At 39.5% G+C, this 15,828-nt stretch carries 10 protein-coding genes, 2 rRNA genes and 1 other annotated feature; of the genes, 8 read left to right on the top strand and 4 right to left on the bottom strand.

The genetic code is table 11. The annotated features are described in order from the left end of the window. Positions 1-24 precede the first annotated feature (24 nt). Both RK02_RS09180 and rrf read left to right on the top strand, forming a co-directional pair. Positions 25-2,936, top strand: a 23S ribosomal RNA gene (locus RK02_RS09180). A gap of 65 nt (positions 2,937-3,001) precedes the next feature. After that, positions 3,002-3,117, top strand: a 5S ribosomal RNA gene (gene rrf, locus RK02_RS09175). 194 nt (positions 3,118-3,311) lie between these two features. Here the strand turns inward: rrf and RK02_RS09170 are convergent. From RK02_RS09170 to RK02_RS09160, 3 genes are read right to left on the bottom strand one after another with little or no spacing between them, the layout of a single operon-like run. After that, the gene (locus RK02_RS09170; protein ID WP_016183960.1) at positions 3,312-4,022 is read right to left on the bottom strand and encodes a LutC/YkgG family protein; all 711 of its coding nucleotides are present in this window, start codon (positions 4,020-4,022) and stop codon (positions 3,312-3,314) included. Next, entirely contained in the window at positions 4,023-5,489 is a 1,467-nt protein-coding gene (locus tag RK02_RS09165) for a LutB/LldF family L-lactate oxidation iron-sulfur protein (RefSeq protein ID WP_016183959.1), read from the bottom strand. It lies immediately after the preceding gene. Positions 5,490-5,544: 55 nt separating this feature from the next. Continuing rightward, positions 5,545-6,297, bottom strand: coding sequence for a (Fe-S)-binding protein (locus RK02_RS09160; protein WP_016183958.1), 753 nt, complete (start codon positions 6,295-6,297; stop codon positions 5,545-5,547). 318 nt (positions 6,298-6,615) lie between these two features. Between RK02_RS09160 and RK02_RS09155 the strand changes: the two genes are divergently transcribed. Together RK02_RS09155 and RK02_RS09150 are read left to right on the top strand one after the other, a co-directional pair. Then, complete coding sequence (locus RK02_RS09155) at positions 6,616-7,209, top strand: VanZ family protein (protein WP_016183957.1); 594 nt, start codon at positions 6,616-6,618, stop codon at positions 7,207-7,209. A gap of 64 nt (positions 7,210-7,273) precedes the next feature. Further along, on the top strand, positions 7,274-8,458 hold the full coding sequence (locus RK02_RS09150) for an MDR family MFS transporter (protein WP_016183956.1): 1,185 nt from the start codon (positions 7,274-7,276) through the stop codon (positions 8,456-8,458). A 72-nt stretch (positions 8,459-8,530) separates the two neighbouring features. Here the strand turns inward: RK02_RS09150 and RK02_RS09145 are convergent, their stop codons facing one another. Continuing rightward, positions 8,531-8,980 (bottom strand): acyl-CoA thioesterase, encoded by a 450-nt coding sequence (locus RK02_RS09145; RefSeq protein WP_016183955.1) that lies wholly within the window; start codon positions 8,978-8,980, stop codon positions 8,531-8,533. Between the two features lie 163 nt (positions 8,981-9,143). Further along, positions 9,144-9,365 (top strand) — a binding site (T-box leader). A 273-nt stretch (positions 9,366-9,638) separates the two neighbouring features. Between RK02_RS09145 and hisS the strand changes: the two genes are divergently transcribed. The 4 genes from hisS to RK02_RS09125 all read left to right on the top strand — a co-directional run bounded on the left by hisS (position 9,639) and on the right by RK02_RS09125 (position 15,763). Continuing rightward, the gene (gene hisS / locus RK02_RS09140) at positions 9,639-10,937 is read left to right on the top strand and encodes a histidine--tRNA ligase (RefSeq protein WP_016183954.1); all 1,299 of its coding nucleotides are present in this window, start codon (positions 9,639-9,641) and stop codon (positions 10,935-10,937) included. Positions 10,938-10,941: 4 nt separating this feature from the next. After that, positions 10,942-12,714, top strand: a complete 1,773-nt coding sequence (gene aspS / locus RK02_RS09135) for an aspartate--tRNA ligase (RefSeq protein ID WP_016183953.1) — start codon at positions 10,942-10,944, stop codon at positions 12,712-12,714. Between the two features lie 183 nt (positions 12,715-12,897). After that, positions 12,898-13,776 (top strand): YitT family protein, encoded by an 879-nt coding sequence (locus tag RK02_RS09130; RefSeq protein WP_016183952.1) that lies wholly within the window; start codon positions 12,898-12,900, stop codon positions 13,774-13,776. A 148-nt stretch (positions 13,777-13,924) separates the two neighbouring features. Then, positions 13,925-15,763: an acyltransferase family protein gene (locus RK02_RS09125; protein WP_016183951.1), complete on the top strand. Its 1,839-nt coding sequence runs from the start codon at positions 13,925-13,927 to the stop codon at positions 15,761-15,763. Positions 15,764-15,828: the final 65 nt, after the last annotated feature.

The following is a 15,828-nucleotide window of genomic DNA, read 5'->3' as shown; positions in this document are numbered from 1 at the left end:
AAAGATCTGATCGCACAGATCGAAGGTTAAGTGAATAAGGGCGCACGGTGGATGCCTTGGCACTAGGAGCCGATGAAGGACGGGACTAACACCGATATGCTTCGGGGAGCTGTAAGTAAGCTTTGATCCGGAGATTTCCGAATGGGGGAACCCAATATCTTTAATAGGATATTACCTTTAAGTGAATCCATAGCTTAAAGGAGGTAGACGCAGAGAACTGAAACATCTAAGTACCTGCAGGAAGAGAAAGAAAAATCGATTCCCTGAGTAGCGGCGAGCGAAACGGGACCAGCCCAAACCAAGATGCTTGCATCTTGGGGTTGTAGGACTCCGATGTGGGAGCAAGCAAGATAGCCGAATGACTTGGAAAGGTCAGCTAAAGAGGGTGAAAGCCCCGTAGGTGAAATGTTGTAAGCCCCTAGGAGGATCCTGAGTACGGCGGAACACGAGGAATTCCGTCGGAATCCGGGAGGACCATCTCCCAAGGCTAAATACTCCCTAGTGACCGATAGTGAACCAGTACCGTGAGGGAAAGGTGAAAAGCACCCCGGGAGGGGAGTGAAATAGAACCTGAAACCGTGTGCCTACAACAAGTTAGAGCCCGTTAATGGGTGATAGCGTGCCTTTTGTAGAATGAACCGGCGAGTTACGATTGCATGCGAGGTTAAGTTGAAGAGACGGAGCCGTAGCGAAAGCGAGTCTGAATAGGGCGAGTGAGTATGTAGTCGTAGACCCGAAACCATGTGATCTACCCATGTCCAGGTTGAAGGTGCGGTAAAACGCACTGGAGGACCGAACCAGGACACGTTGAAAAGTGTTTGGATGAGGTGTGGGTAGCGGAGAAATTCCAAACGAACTTGGAGATAGCTGGTTCTCTCCGAAATAGCTTTAGGGCTAGCCTCGGAAGTGAGAATGATGGAGGTAGAGCACTGTTTGGACTAGGGGCCCATCTCGGGTTACCGAATTCAGATAAACTCCGAATGCCATTCATTTATATCCGGGAGTCAGACTGCGAGTGATAAGATCCGTAGTCGAAAGGGAAACAGCCCAGACCACCAGCTAAGGTCCCCAAATGTATGTTAAGTGGAAAAGGATGTGGGGTTGCACAGACAACTAGGATGTTGGCTTAGAAGCAGCCACCATTTAAAGAGTGCGTAATAGCTCACTAGTCGAGTGACCCTGCGCCGAAAATGTACCGGGGCTAAACATACTACCGAAGCTGTGGATTGCACTTAGGTGCAATGGTAGGAGAGCGTTCTAAGGGCGTTGAAGGTAGATCGTGAGGACTGCTGGAGCGCTTAGAAGTGAGAATGCCGGTATGAGTAGCGAAAGACAGGTGAGAATCCTGTCCACCGAATAACTAAGGTTTCCTGGGGAAGGCTCGTCCGCCCAGGGTTAGTCGGGACCTAAGCCGAGGCCGACAGGCGTAGGCGATGGACAACAGGTTGATATTCCTGTACTCGTTGTTTTTGTTTGAGCAATGGAGGGACGCAGGAGGCTAGGAAGAGCAAACAGTTGGAAAAGTTTGTCTAAGCAGTAAGTCTTGTGATGAGTCAAATGCTTGTCACTATAAGGATGAGCTGTGATGGGGAGGTTGATTAAGATCGACCGAGCTTCTGATGTCACACTGCCAAGAAAAGCTTCTAGTGAGAAAACAACGACCCGTACCGCAAACCGACACAGGTAGTTGAGGAGAGAATCCTAAGGTGAGCGAGAGAACTCTCGTTAAGGAACTCGGCAAAATGACCCCGTAACTTCGGGAGAAGGGGTGCTGCTCTATGAGCAGCCGCAGTGAATAGGCCCAAGCGACTGTTTATCAAAAACACAGGTCTCTGCAAAATCGTAAGATGAAGTATAGGGGCTGACGCCTGCCCGGTGCTGGAAGGTTAAGAGGAGTGCTTAGCGCAAGCGAAGGTACGAATTGAAGCCCCAGTAAACGGCGGCCGTAACTATAACGGTCCTAAGGTAGCGAAATTCCTTGTCGGGTAAGTTCCGACCCGCACGAAAGGCGTAACGATTTGGGCACTGTCTCAACGAGAGACTCGGTGAAATTTTAGTACCTGTGAAGATGCAGGTTACCCGCGACAGGACGGAAAGACCCCATGGAGCTTTACTGTAGTTTGATATTGAGTGTCTGTACCGCATGTACAGGATAGGTAGGAGCCGTAGAAGCCGGGACGCCAGTTTCGGCAGAGGCGCTGGTGGGATACTACCCTTGCGTTATGGCCACTCTAACCCGCACCACTGATCGTGGTGGGAGACAGTGTCAGATGGGCAGTTTGACTGGGGCGGTCGCCTCCTAAAAGGTAACGGAGGCGCCCAAAGGTTCCCTCAGAATGGTTGGAAATCATTCGAAGAGTGTAAAGGCAGAAGGGAGCTTGACTGCGAGAGCTACAACTCGAGCAGGGACGAAAGTCGGGCTTAGTGATCCGGTGGTTCCGCATGGAAGGGCCATCGCTCAACGGATAAAAGCTACCCTGGGGATAACAGGCTTATCTCCCCCAAGAGTCCACATCGACGGGGAGGTTTGGCACCTCGATGTCGGCTCGTCGCATCCTGGGGCTGTAGTCGGTCCCAAGGGTTGGGCTGTTCGCCCATTAAAGCGGCACGCGAGCTGGGTTCAGAACGTCGTGAGACAGTTCGGTCCCTATCCGTCGCGGGCGTTGGAAATTTGAGAGGAGCTGTCCTTAGTACGAGAGGACCGGGATGGACTTACCGCTGGTGTACCAGTTGTCTCGCCAGAGGCATCGCTGGGTAGCTATGTAGGGAAGGGATAAACGCTGAAAGCATCTAAGTGTGAAGCCCACCTCAAGATGAGATTTCCCATTTCTTTAAGAAAGTAAGATCCCTGAGAGATGATCAGGTAGATAGGTCAGAAGTGGAAGTATAGTGATATATGGAGCGGACTGATACTAATCGATCGAGGACTTAACCAAAAGAATCGGTAGATTGATGAACTTCAAATCCAGTTTTGAGTGAAGCAATTTACTCAATAAAAAAGTGTGGTGGCGATAGCAAGAAGGATACACCTGTTCCCATGCCGAACACAGAAGTTAAGCTTCTTAGCGCCGATTGTAGTTGGGGGTTTCCCCCTGTGAGAGTAGGACGTCGCCACGCAAAACTAAAACTTCTCAGTTAACACTAACTGAGAAGTTTTTTTGCATAAAAGATGTGAAGTAGCTTGTTCAGACATGTGAAAATTCGAGTGTTACTCAATTTTGTAGAAATGTGAAAAGCAGATAAAAAAGCGAATATTCAAGTTGATTTCACTTGAATATTCGCTTTTTCAGTTTGAATAAAATAAGGTCTATTTAAGCATCTTCAAGGACTAAATAAGTCATGGATAATGGTCCATGTACACCAACAACTAGAATCATTTCAATATCACCTGAGTTTGATGGACCGGAAATAAAGCTTAGGTTAGAGCCAATTTTTTCGCCACGCAAAACTTTTTGATTATAATCAGCCGTTGCTTGGGTAATACGTGGGACAATTTGGCTTTTTGGAACGATAGCAACAAAATGTTGTGGTAAAAATTGCAAGGTACGTCCATGACCAGCGTGTGTTTCAAACACAACAGTTGCTGATTCAGCTAGTAGATATTCAGCAAAGGCAATACCAACATTGGCATGATTAGCAGCCTCCAGATTTTCTTCGCGATATTGCGCACCTTTTTTCCAAATATAAGTATGCGGATGATTGGCTAAATCATTTAATTGATATTCACTAAAACGTGGATCGTCTGGAATAATATAATTGCCTTGTCCTTTTTCTTCAAGGATTTTCTGTAAGCTTTGGGCTAGGTCAGCTTTTTTAATTACTTTAAAGTCAGTGTAGATTGCATCAGATTGTTCTTTTGCCACTTCAAGTAGTTCGTCTTGTGATAGGCCTTGTAATTTTTGTAAATTAATTGTATTTTGAGGACGAAATGGCTCGTCAGCTAGACTGTGTCGCGTATAGTCGAGTTTTTTGGCAATTTTATTTAAAAAAGCTTCTTGTTTTTCTGTAGCATCGGCAAACATTTATTTTCCTCCTTGCTCTGCTTTATGACGTTTGAACCATTCTCTAAAACCATCTTTGGCTTTTGGCGGACGTGGTAAATCACGATAATCTGTCCAATTTTTAGCAATGGCTGGTGCCTTTGTTAGATAACCACCATGATTATATAGATTTTCAACAGCAGGTTCTTTTTGTGTAGCCATCATGGCAGAACCAAGGTGATCTACTTTTTCAACAAATTTAAAAACAGGAGCAGAACCAGTTACAGTAGCGGCCATTTTCATACCAAATTGCTCCATCTTGCTTGTACGTTTTAATTCATCGGCCATTACAGTCCGATGAGCGATTAATAAATTGTGTAGTGGAATCTTGACTGGACATGTCTCAGTACATGCACCACACAGACTTGAAGCATATGGTAAATCACCAAATTCTTCATAGCCACCTAGAATTGGTGAAAGGACAGCCCCCATTGGTCCTGGATAAATCGAACCATAGCCATGTCCACCGATATGACGATAAACTGGGCAAACATTTAGGCAAGCACCACAGCGAATACATTGTAGCATTTCTTGGAATTGAGTACCGAGTGCATTCGAACGGTTATCATCTACAATAATGACATAAAAATCTTCTGGACCGTCTGATTCTTCATCAGCTTTGCGGCCAGCGTAGGTAACGTAGCTAGTTAGCTTTTGACCAACAGCACTACGGCATAATAAGCTATCTAATACTTCGGCTTCTTGCATACTTGGAACAATTCTTTCCATTCCCATCAAAACGATTTGTGTTTTAGGGATGGCAATGACTAAGTCGGCATTTCCTTCGTTGGTTACGAGATTAATCATTCCGTTATTCGCAATTGCAAAATTACAACCGGTGATGCCAATATCAGCTGATAAGAAATGCTCACGTAAAACTTTGCGTGCGAATTTAGCCATTTCTTCTGGTTCACTGCTGCCTTCATAGCCCAAATTTTCAAAGATTTTTTGAATTTGATAGCGATCTTTATGAATATTAGGAAAAACGATATGTGAGGGCTCATCCCAATTATCCATTTGTAAGATAAATTCAGCTAGGTCTGATTCAATGACTTCAAGTCCCATTTCGACAAACATTGGATCTAAACCAACTTCGGTAGTAACCATTGATTTAGATTTGACGATTTTTTTAGCATTTTTTGCTAGTGTAATTTCTTTTACATAGTTTCTAGCTTCTTCTTCAGTTTGGGCAAATAAGACATGTCCGCCTTGTTTTTTGACATTTTCAGCGAACATCTCTAGGTAGTCGGGTAAATGAGCTAGGGTATGTTGGCGAATTTCTTGTCCTAGCTTACGCCATTCTTCCCAATCGCCCATATCTTCCCGAGAGGCTTCGCGTTTAATCCATTGACTATCTTGTGCTTTTTTTAAGGCTGCTTGCATTTGAGTATCATTGATGCTTTTTTCGCAGCGTTCTTCAAAGGTTAAGGTACTTGTTTTTAAACCCATATTTTCTACTCCTAACACAAATAAAATTGATTAATCTATTGATGAAAATAGCTATTTAGGCATGTACCAATGATTGAATCCGACTTTCATCGACATCATGATTTAATACTTCAGCAATATGCATGATTTTGATTTTTTTGCCTTCACGATTGAATTTACCACCGATATTCATCAAGCAGGCCATATCCGCACTAATGAGGATTTCTGCACCAGTTGAAATGACGTCATTCATTTTTTCAGTCACCATGGCATTAGAAATCAATGGTTCTTTGACTGAGAAGGTGCCCCCAAAACCACAACAGTTTTCAATATGAGGTAATTCTACATATTCTAAGCCCTTGACATAGTTCATCATGATAAAAGGTGTTTGTTTTTCTTTTAGAATACGAGACATGTGGCAAGAACGATGATAGGTTACCTTCGCATTTAAGGTTGCGCCGACATCGGTTAAGCCTAATTCATAGTGTAAAAATTGGGTGAATTCGAAAGTTCGTTTGCTTAAATCTTCTGCTAAAGCCCGGTATTGTGGGTCATCTTTAAAGAAATGGGCGTATTCTTTGAAGGTAGCGGTACAACTACCTGCAGCACCTACAATGTAGTCTGCATCTTTAAAAGCTTCGATTTGGTTGATTAAAACTTTTCTAGAAGCTTCACGGTAACCACTATTTAGGGTTGGTTGCCCGCAACAAACTTGTTCTTCGGGTAGTAAGACGTTGACACCAAAACGTTCTAAGACTTCAGTCATCGCAATTGGAACATTAGGGAATAATGCGTCAACTACACAGCTTGTAAATAAACTTGCATTCATTTGGTCACACTCATTTCAAATTAAAATAATTAAATAAATAATAACGTATATAATCCCATTTTACGCCTATATTTAGAATTATTCAAAATATTAAAAGAAATTAATTATTGAAATTTTAAATGACAAAAATGATAACGATTTTATATAGTGATAATATGCAAAAAGCTTGATAAATTAAAACTTTTTCTTGTATAAATATCGATGTTTGATATTATGATAGAAAATGCACAAATATACCTTTAAAAATTCTTGACAAATTCTTTAGGAGAATTTTATTTTTTATCTTTAAAATAAATATAAAAAATGGAGGGATGATTAATGAAAAATACGATCAAATGGTTTTTAGCAGGAATAGCCTCAATTGTGCTAGCCTATCTTTTAATCAGTGAATTAGCTTATCCGGTATTGATGAAGTATCATCATTTGGCCACAGCAATGAATCGCTTTGCTTATACAAAATTATTTTTAGAAATCTACGCTGCTTTGAGTTTATTCTTTTTATATGTTCAATGGCTAAAGGGAAAGTTTTCAGCAATTTATTTGTATTTATTTTATAGTGTCTATTTATTTTTACTTTTTATCGTATTATTTGGTAAAGCGCGCAACTATCATTCATATAGCTTAGAACCATGGGATTTTTTAGTATGGAATCGGACGACATTAACTGAAGCTTTGCTTAATGTGATTTATTTTATTCCGTTAGGTGTATTATTTCGTTTGGGAAGTAAATGGTGGGAATTCTTTTTGATTAGCTTTTTAGTGATTTTGGGTGTTGAGACGATTCAATATGTTTTTTCCATCGGGACCTTTGCAGTCAGTGATATTTTGTTAAACTTATTCGGTTGTAGCATCGGGGCTATTTTTTATCAATTATTGTCTAATCGGATGGCAGAAAATAAAAAAATCAACTAGAATAGAGAGAGCGATTCTTTTGATGTATTGAAAATGATGAGGGTTCTATAGTGAGGGAGTATGTATGAAAAAAGAATTAACTTTGCGTTCAGTATTATTGGGCGCATTGTGTACCAGCTTTGGGATGAGCTTTATTTGGCCATTGACCAGTGTCTATTTACATGATGAGCTGCATTTATCATTGACTCTAGTGGGAGTGGTTTTATTTTTTAATTCATTGGCTAGTGTGATTGGCAATGTTGTAGGTGGACTGTTTTTCGACCGGTTTAATCCTTATCGCTTGTTACTGCTTGGTGGCTGGTTAATGTTTTTTACGCTAGTCATTTTAACCATTAATCATGGTGTCTACGCTTTTGCTATTTGTTTATTCTTCTTAGGATTGGGTGCTGGTTGGAATGGAACGGTGGTTAGTGCGTTGGGGGCGAGCTTAAAACAATATGATGGTCGCTATGTCTTTAATATGATTTACTTTGTCCAAAATTTAGGCATCGTAATCGGTTCATCAGTCGTTGGCTTTTTGTATGATTGGCAGTTTAGTCTACCCTTTTTCGTTTCTACTTTGGTAAGTGTTGGCTTTTTGGCGGTAGTTTATTTAGGTTATCGGGTGTTAAAAAATCAAGTGACGAATAAGGAAAAAAATCCGGCTAACAATCAGAAAGCTCAATTAGTTAAAGGCAATGCTCGGCTAATATATTGTTTATTATTTTCCTTGTTTTTAATGTGGGTCATGTATCAGCAGTGGGGGAGTAATGTGTCTGTATATATGACGAGTATGCAGATACCGTTCCGTTATTATAGTGTGCTTTGGACGGTAAATGCTGGTTTAATCGTATGCATTCAATTTTTTATTGTTCGTTTTGGTCATTTGATTAAAAATCATTTTCTTCCCATTTATGGAGGAATTAGCTTTTTTGCTATTTCTTTTGTCGTATTGTTTTTTGCACATAGCTATCCATTGTTTGTCTTAGCGATGGTGATTTTAACATTAGGTGAGGCTTGGGCATTGCCACAGGTACCCGTAGTAGTGAATCAATTAACGCCAGAAGGAAGCAAAGGTAAATACTTAGGCTTAGCCAATTCCTTTGGTTCAGCTGGTCGGGCAGTGGCACCGTTATTTGGTGGTTTGATGATTGAGCTCGCTAGTTACCAGACCTTATTTATGATTGCTGCAGTGGTGAACTTAGCGTTGGTCTTCTTTTTGTGGGGGGCTAAGGCGATTTTAAACGCATCAATTAAGTACTATGAGTAAATCTATGCTTTTCCTAAAAAATGCAACTAGCTGCGGATTCCCCATTCGCAATTAGTTGCATTTTTAGCTATCCTATAATTGCTTCATTTCAATTTGATTTGCTTGAAAGTAGTCGTTAAAAAGCTGATGAATTTCTGGAAAAGCTTTTTTTAGGCTGATTAAGCGTTGCGTTTCTTTAGCTAAAAAGCAATGCTTTGATTCCCCTGTTGTTAATAAATGGTTGCATGCTTGGTCATAAATCCTATAGTGAAAATTTAAACGACTGCCCGTATAGGTGGTAATCCAGACTTGAATCAAAATCTTTTGTCCATAGCGAATCATTTCTTTGTATTCACAGCTCACCCCTAATACTGGAACGATAATGCCTAATTCTTCCATTTTTTCATATGGAAAGCCTAAAAAATCGAGTAAATCCACCCGTGCTTCTTCAAACCAACGAATATAATTGGCATGGTGAATAATCGCCATTTGATCGGTTTCATAGTAATGCGGTTTACGCGCATAGCCAGGATAAGTCTTCAATAAGGTCGCTTCCCTTCAAATTTTTTCCTCTATTCACATTATAAGCAAATAGATGAAAAATAGCGATGGATTATTCTTAGAGTTTATGAAAATTTTCTTATACTTTTCTAGGGTGGAGTATTGACTTTTTAGGACTTATCAAGTATCTTAAAAATTGATATGGTAAAAATCAATGAAAGAGCAGAGTAGATGTTCAGTTTAACTTTCAAGAGAGAGCTACCTTGGCTGGAAGTAGCTTAAGTTGTGACATTGAAGAACAATCTGGAGATGGATAGTGAAAAGCTATTCCGTGGGCGAGCGTTAATCGCAAGTTGAGAGAGTCGAGATAGAATTGGTTATCTTTGACTTTGAATTTAGGTGGCACCACGATTGATTCGTCCTTGTATGGTAAGATACAAGGACTTTTTTTATTCAGCATGTGCTTAGTTAGATAGAAGGAACTTGAGCGTACGCAGTCTGAAAGAAATTGACAAAAGAATAAAATTCCTTTCGTACTGAGGGGCATTTTTGTTAAAACGAGTTGACGAATACTGATTAACTCAAAAATGTGCAACACATTGACAGATTTTCTAAGTAGCTAGTCGTTGAATAAAAAAATCAGACTAAAAAAGAACTACGAGTTTAAGCTTATCAAGTAGATAGAAATAAGGAGGAAGTTATGGCTTATCAACGTCCTAAAGGCACTAATGATATTTTGCCAGGAGAATCACAAAAATGGCAAGCTTTGGAACAAACGGCAAGAAAACTATTTAATCAATATCAATTTCATGAAATTCGTACACCAATCTTTGAGCATATTGAAGTTATTTCTAGAAGTGTAGGAGATACTACTGATATTGTTACCAAGGAGATGTATGATTTCCATGATAAAGGAGATCGTCACATCACCTTAAGACCAGAAGGCACTGCACCAATTGTTCGTTCATTTGTAGAAAATAAATTATTTGGTCCAGAATTTCAAAAACCATACAAGGTTTATTACATGGGACCAATGTTTCGTTATGAACGTCCGCAAAAGGGGCGTTTACGTCAATTCCATCAAATAGGCGTAGAGGTATTTGGCTCTGATAATCCGGCAACTGATGTCGAAACCATGGCGATGGCTTTGCAATTCTTTGGTGAATTAGGGATTAAAGATTTACGCTTAGTGATTAATTCATTAGGTGATCAAGCAACTCGAAAGGCTTATCGTCAAGCCTTGATTGACTATTTAACCCCATTTAAAGAGCAATTGAGTGCAGATTCTAATCGTCGTTTACTAGAAAATCCTTTACGTGTATTAGATAGTAAGGACGAAAAAGATCGAGCGGTGGTTGCCAATGCACCGTCTATTTTAGATTATTTATCTCCAGCAGCTAAGGAGCACTTTGAGCAAGTGACGCAAATGTTGGATGCACTAAATATTGCTTATGAAATTGATAGCAATATGGTTCGTGGCTTGGATTACTATACGCATACGATTTTTGAAATCATGAGTGATGATAAAAAAATGGGCGCACAATCAACTATTTGTGCAGGTGGTCGCTATAATCAATTGGTGGCAGAGCTTGGTGGCCCCGAGACATCTGGTTTTGGGTTTGCGATGGGCTTTGAACGTCTGTTGATGATTTTAGAAGCACAAGGCATTCAACCGGCTACTGAAAAACCACTGAATGCGTATGTTGTTGCTTTAGGAGCAGCAACTAATATTGAGGCCTTACAAATTGTTCAAAGTATTCGTCAAGCCGGCTTTAGTGCCGAACGTGATGTAATGAATCGTAAGGCAAAAGCACAGTTCAAGACAGCTGATAAATTACAGGCTGAGTTAGTCTTAACTATTGGTGAGACCGAATTAGCCAATGGAGTCGTAAATGTTAAAAATCTGGCGACACGAATTGAAAAAGCTTATCCACTAACGCAAATTCAAACACAATTTGCAACGGTTTATGCGGAAATGATGAAAACAGAAAAGGAGTAAAAAAATGGCAACAAGAACATTGTATTGCGGACAAGTTTCAAATGAAACAATTGGCCAAACAGTAACATTAAAAGGTTGGGTACAAAAACGTCGTGACCTAGGAGGCGTTATCTTTATTGATTTGCGTGACCGTGAAGGCTTCGTGCAAGTAGTCTTTAACCCAGAAGTCTCTAAAGAAGCTTGGGCGATTGCTGACAAATGTCGTAGTGAATATGTTATCGAGGTAACAGGTGAGGTCATTGCTCGTGCACCTGAGGCAGTAAATCCTAAAATTGTTACCGGTGGCGTAGAAGTCATGATTACAGCAATCACGATTTTAAATAAGGCGAAAACCCCGCCATTCCAAATTGAAGATGATCAACAAACCAATGATGAAGTGCGTATGAGATATCGTTACTTGGATTTACGTCGTCCAAAAATGACCCAAAACATTATCATGCGTAATCAAGTGACACGAGCTATTCGTACTTATTTGGATGAAAATGACTTTTTAGATATTGAAACACCATATCTAGCGAAATCAACCCCAGAAGGCGCCCGTGATTATTTAGTGCCATCTCGTGTACATCCAGGACATTTTTATGCGTTACCACAATCACCACAAATCTTTAAGCAATTATTGATGAATGCTGGTTTTGATCGCTATTACCAAATCGTTCGTTGTTTCCGTGATGAAGATTTACGTGGTGACCGACAACCTGAATTTACACAAGTAGATATGGAAACTTCTTTCTTAACTGCTGAAGAAATCCAAACCTTAACTGAAGGTATGATTGCTAAAGTGATGAAAGAGGTAAAAGGCATTGAGGTCAGCCTACCATTCCCACGTATGACTTATGATGAAGCAATGAATCGCTTTGGTAGTGATAAGCCAGATACCCGTTTTGCAATGGAGTTAGTCGATCTTTCTGAAGTAGTAAAAGATTTAGACTTTAAAGTATTCCAAATGGCTTTACAAAATGGCGGCGTAGTGAAAGCCTTAAATGCTAAAGGGGCTGCTGATAAATATTCACGTAAAGATATGGATAATTTAGCGCAATATGTTAGCCAATTTGGTGCTAAAGGCTTAGCTTGGTTAAAAGTGGAAGCAGATGGCTTAAAAGGCCCAATCGCTAAATTCTTAGGCGATGCTACAGAAGGCATCATTCAAGCAACCAATGCTGAAGTGGGCGACTTATTAATGTTTGGTGCTGATAGCTTTGAAGTGGTTTGTGCTTCATTAGGTGCGGTTCGTACAAAATTAGGAAAAGAACTAGGTTTGATTGATGAATCTAAGTTTAATTTCTTGTGGGTAGTAGATTGGCCACAATTTGAATATGATCAAGAAGCTGGTCGCTATGTTTCTGCGCACCATCCATTTACTTTACCAAAAGCTAGCGATATTGAATTATTGGCTACTGATCCAGCGAAAGTTCATGCAGAAGCCTATGATATTGTTTTAAATGGTTACGAATTAGGTGGCGGTTCTTTACGTATTTACCAAAAAGAAGTGCAAGAGCAAATGTTTGAAACGCTAGGCTTTTCTCGTCGTGAAATGCAAGAACAGTTTGGCTTCTTGTTAGATGCCCTAGACTATGGTTTCCCTCCACATGGTGGAATTGCTTTAGGACTAGATCGCTTTGTGATGTTACTTGCAGGTGAAGACAATATTCGTGAAGTCATTGCCTTTCCGAAAAATGGTCGGGCGGTTGATCCAATGTCGCAAGCACCAAGTACCGTTTCACCATTACAATTATTTGAATTAAATATTGATGTCACAGCAGTCGAAGAAGACTAATTAGCTGTTTTTAACTCGTTAGCAACCAGGAGAGGAGGGTTCCCCTGTCCTCTTTGGTTGCTTTTTTTGATAGTTAAAAAGAAAAAAACACCTAAGAAAAGTTAAAAATTTTTCATAAATGCCTTTTTTTATTAGTTAGAGCGTATAATGGCAATGAAAAAACGATGAAGCGAGAAGGTAACGATGGCGCAGAAATTCTTTAAACTCTTTCCACATGCTGATTATGCAGCAAAATTTTCATTTTCAATTGTTTATGCTTTATTAGCGGCAATTTCAGTCAACTTTTTTTATCAACCAGGACATATTTACTCCAGTGGAATCACAGGGGTAGCCCAAATTATTACGACGATTTCAAGCAAGTATTTTTCTTTTAGTATTCCTTTTTCTCTAGCCCTTTTAATGTTAAATATTCCCTTATTTTTCCTTGGCTGGTTTAAGATTGGTCATAAATTTACGATTTTTACGGGAATTACCGTAGTCTTAACCTCACTGTTTACGCAAATCCTACCAGAAGAGATATTATCGAAAGATCCAATTATTTGTGCCATTTTTGGTGGTGCCGTGATGGGAGCAGGAATTGGTTATGCTTTGAGAAATGGGTTATCCTCAGGTGGGTTAGATTTTGTCAGTATTGCCATTCGTAAAAAAACCGGTAAGACAATTGGTTCTATTTCCATTGTTTTTAATGTCATGATTATGTTTATAGCTGGTATCTTATTTGGCTGGGCTTACGCTTTATACTCAGCTTTAGCGATTTTTGTTTGTGGTAAGGTGACAGATGCGGTTTATACTAAGCAAAAGAAGATGCAGGTGACGATTATTACTCGTTTTCCTAATGAAGTCATTGAACATATTCAAGAAAAAATGCGCCGAGGGATTACGATTATTAATGAAGCAGAGGGTGCTTATAAGCATGAAAAACAAACGGTGCTAATTACCGTGGTTACTCGCTATGAATTACCTTTATTGCGTTTAGCGATGAAAGAAGCAGATCCACATGCCTTTGTGAGCATTGCGGAAAATGTCCAAATTCTTGGCCGATTTTATGAAGAAAAATTATAGCTTTTAAACAAGCTTATTTTGTTTTAAGACAAAAAAGCTTGTTTTTTTTATAAATTTTTTTAGATTAGAAATTTTCGATGATTTTTTTGTGAATCTATGGCATTATAGAAAAGTACAACTATTTTTAATGAAGAAGGTTAATTACGTTATGCGTTTTAAACATAGATATATTACTGGTTTCGATGGCATTCGAACCTTGGCTGTTTTAGGGGTCATTTTTTATCATTTATTCCCTAATACCATTAAAGGAGGCTATTTAGGCGTTCCTGTCTTTTTTGTTATATCCGGCTACTTAATTGTTGATATTTTACGACAGGAGTATGAAGAAAAGCAGACGATTCAATTAAAGCAGTTTTATTATCGGCGAATGAAAAGACTCTATCCGGCTTTAATTGCGCTTTTATTATTGGCCTCTACCTATATTACGCTTTTTCAAAGGCAGCTACTCAATAATTTACGAGGAGTATTTTTTAGTAGCCTACTATATATCAATAACTATTGGCAGATAGAACATCGCCTGTCCTATTTTGATCGATTCCATAATGAGAATCCGTTCACGCATTTATGGTCACTATCGGTGGAGGGCCAAAACTATTTGATTTTACCACTTATTTTAATTGTCCTTTATCGTTTGACAAAAAAACGGCAATGGATGGCTAGCTTCTTTTTAGGTGGGAGTGTGCTCTCTGCTATCTGGATGGCAGTGCAATATCGCCCAGGTATGGATCCAACTGCGATTTATGATGGTACGTTTTCTAGGCTGTTTTCTATTTGGCTTGGTGCCGCCTTGGCAATGGTTTGGCCAAGCAATAAATTAAAAGAAGCCATTTCCTCACAAGCTAAGCAGATATTGGATATTTCAGGGATTATTTCGCTTGTTTTGATTCTCCTCTCTTTTTTGATGTTAGGAGCCCAAAGTAGTTTTTTGTACTATGGTGGAATGTTTTTGGTTAGCTTGTGTGCGACGGTATTAGTAGCTAGTGTTGCTCATCCTGGCTCGAATCTCAATCATTGGTTAACCAACCCGGTGTTTGATTATATTGGTAAACGTAGCTATGGAATTTATCTTTATCAGTTCCCGATTATGATTTTTTACGAAAGTGCGGTAAAGCAAATCACCAATCATCTATGGTTACATACCATTATTGAGCTCATTTTAATTTTAGCCATTAGTGAATGCTCTTATCGCTTAATCGAAGAGCCGCTAAGACGCTTTGATTACAGTCAAACAAAAGCAAAATTAGCTACTTGGTTTAAACTACCTATCCTGTCAATGGAAAAACCATGGTTAATCCCTGCGCTAATTGTTTGTTTTATTGGCTTCATTGGTATTTTAATCGCACCAAGTAATACTAAAACAGCTGATCAGCAAGCTTTTGAACAGCAATTAACTGAAAATAAGAAAAAAGCAGATGCTACTAAATCAACTGAGCAAGCTGATTCTAATACCCAATTATCAGCAGATACCTTAGAAGGCAAGTATCAGTTGACTACCCAGCAAATTGCGCTGGCTAAAGAGTTATCTATTACTGCAGTTGGCGATTCGGTGATGTTAGGATCGGTTGAAGAATTGAAAGAAATTTTTCCTAAAATCATTGTAGATGCTGATGTAGGTCGTCAATTATACAGCGGTGCAGAAGTGATTCAAAAGTTGAAGGATGAAAAACTTTTGTCTAAAAATCTGATTATTGCTTTAGGAACCAATGGCGTTTATTCGGAAGAAAACTTTGACCAAATGATGCAGTTGATAGGAAAAAAACGCCAGGTATATTTGGTGAATACCTATGTGCCAACGCAGCGTTGGCAAGATGATGTGAATCGTTTCTTAGCTAAAAAAGCTAAGGAGTATAGTAATATTACTTTGATTAATTGGCATCATTTAGCCGAAAAGCATGAAGCTTGGTTTGAAGCAGACAATGTTCACTTAAAGCCAGATGGTCAAATCGGCTATACCAGCCTCATTGCCCAAACAGTATTAGGAAAATGAAAGAATGAATAAAAAGATAGTTCGTTCACTTGTGGTAAAATTACGACAAGTTGGACGAACTATCT

Source organism: Enterococcus columbae DSM 7374 = ATCC 51263 (assembly GCF_000406925.1).
Lineage (GTDB): Bacteria > Bacillota > Bacilli > Lactobacillales > Enterococcaceae > Enterococcus_E > Enterococcus_E columbae.
Note: the sequence above shows the minus strand (reverse complement) of the source record. Positions and strands in the feature narration are given on the sequence as shown.

Bases quoted from the DNA above. Each gene is read 5' to 3' on its own strand.
- aspS (WP_016183953.1), top strand. From the start codon at position 10,942: ATGGCAACAAGAACATTGTATTGCGGACAAGTTTCAAATGAAACAATT.
- RK02_RS09160 (WP_016183958.1), bottom strand. From the start codon at position 6,297: ATGAATGCAAGTTTATTTACAAGCTGTGTAGTTGACGCATTATTCCCT.
- RK02_RS09130 (WP_016183952.1), top strand. From the start codon at position 12,898: ATGGCGCAGAAATTCTTTAAACTCTTTCCACATGCTGATTATGCAGCA.
- hisS (WP_016183954.1), top strand. From the start codon at position 9,639: ATGGCTTATCAACGTCCTAAAGGCACTAATGATATTTTGCCAGGAGAA.
- RK02_RS09155 (WP_016183957.1), top strand. From the start codon at position 6,616: ATGAAAAATACGATCAAATGGTTTTTAGCAGGAATAGCCTCAATTGTG.
- RK02_RS09150 (WP_016183956.1), top strand. From the start codon at position 7,274: ATGAAAAAAGAATTAACTTTGCGTTCAGTATTATTGGGCGCATTGTGT.
- RK02_RS09170 (WP_016183960.1), bottom strand. From the start codon at position 4,022: ATGTTTGCCGATGCTACAGAAAAACAAGAAGCTTTTTTAAATAAAATT.
- RK02_RS09125 (WP_016183951.1), top strand. From the start codon at position 13,925: ATGCGTTTTAAACATAGATATATTACTGGTTTCGATGGCATTCGAACC.
- RK02_RS09165 (WP_016183959.1), bottom strand. From the start codon at position 5,489: ATGGGTTTAAAAACAAGTACCTTAACCTTTGAAGAACGCTGCGAAAAA.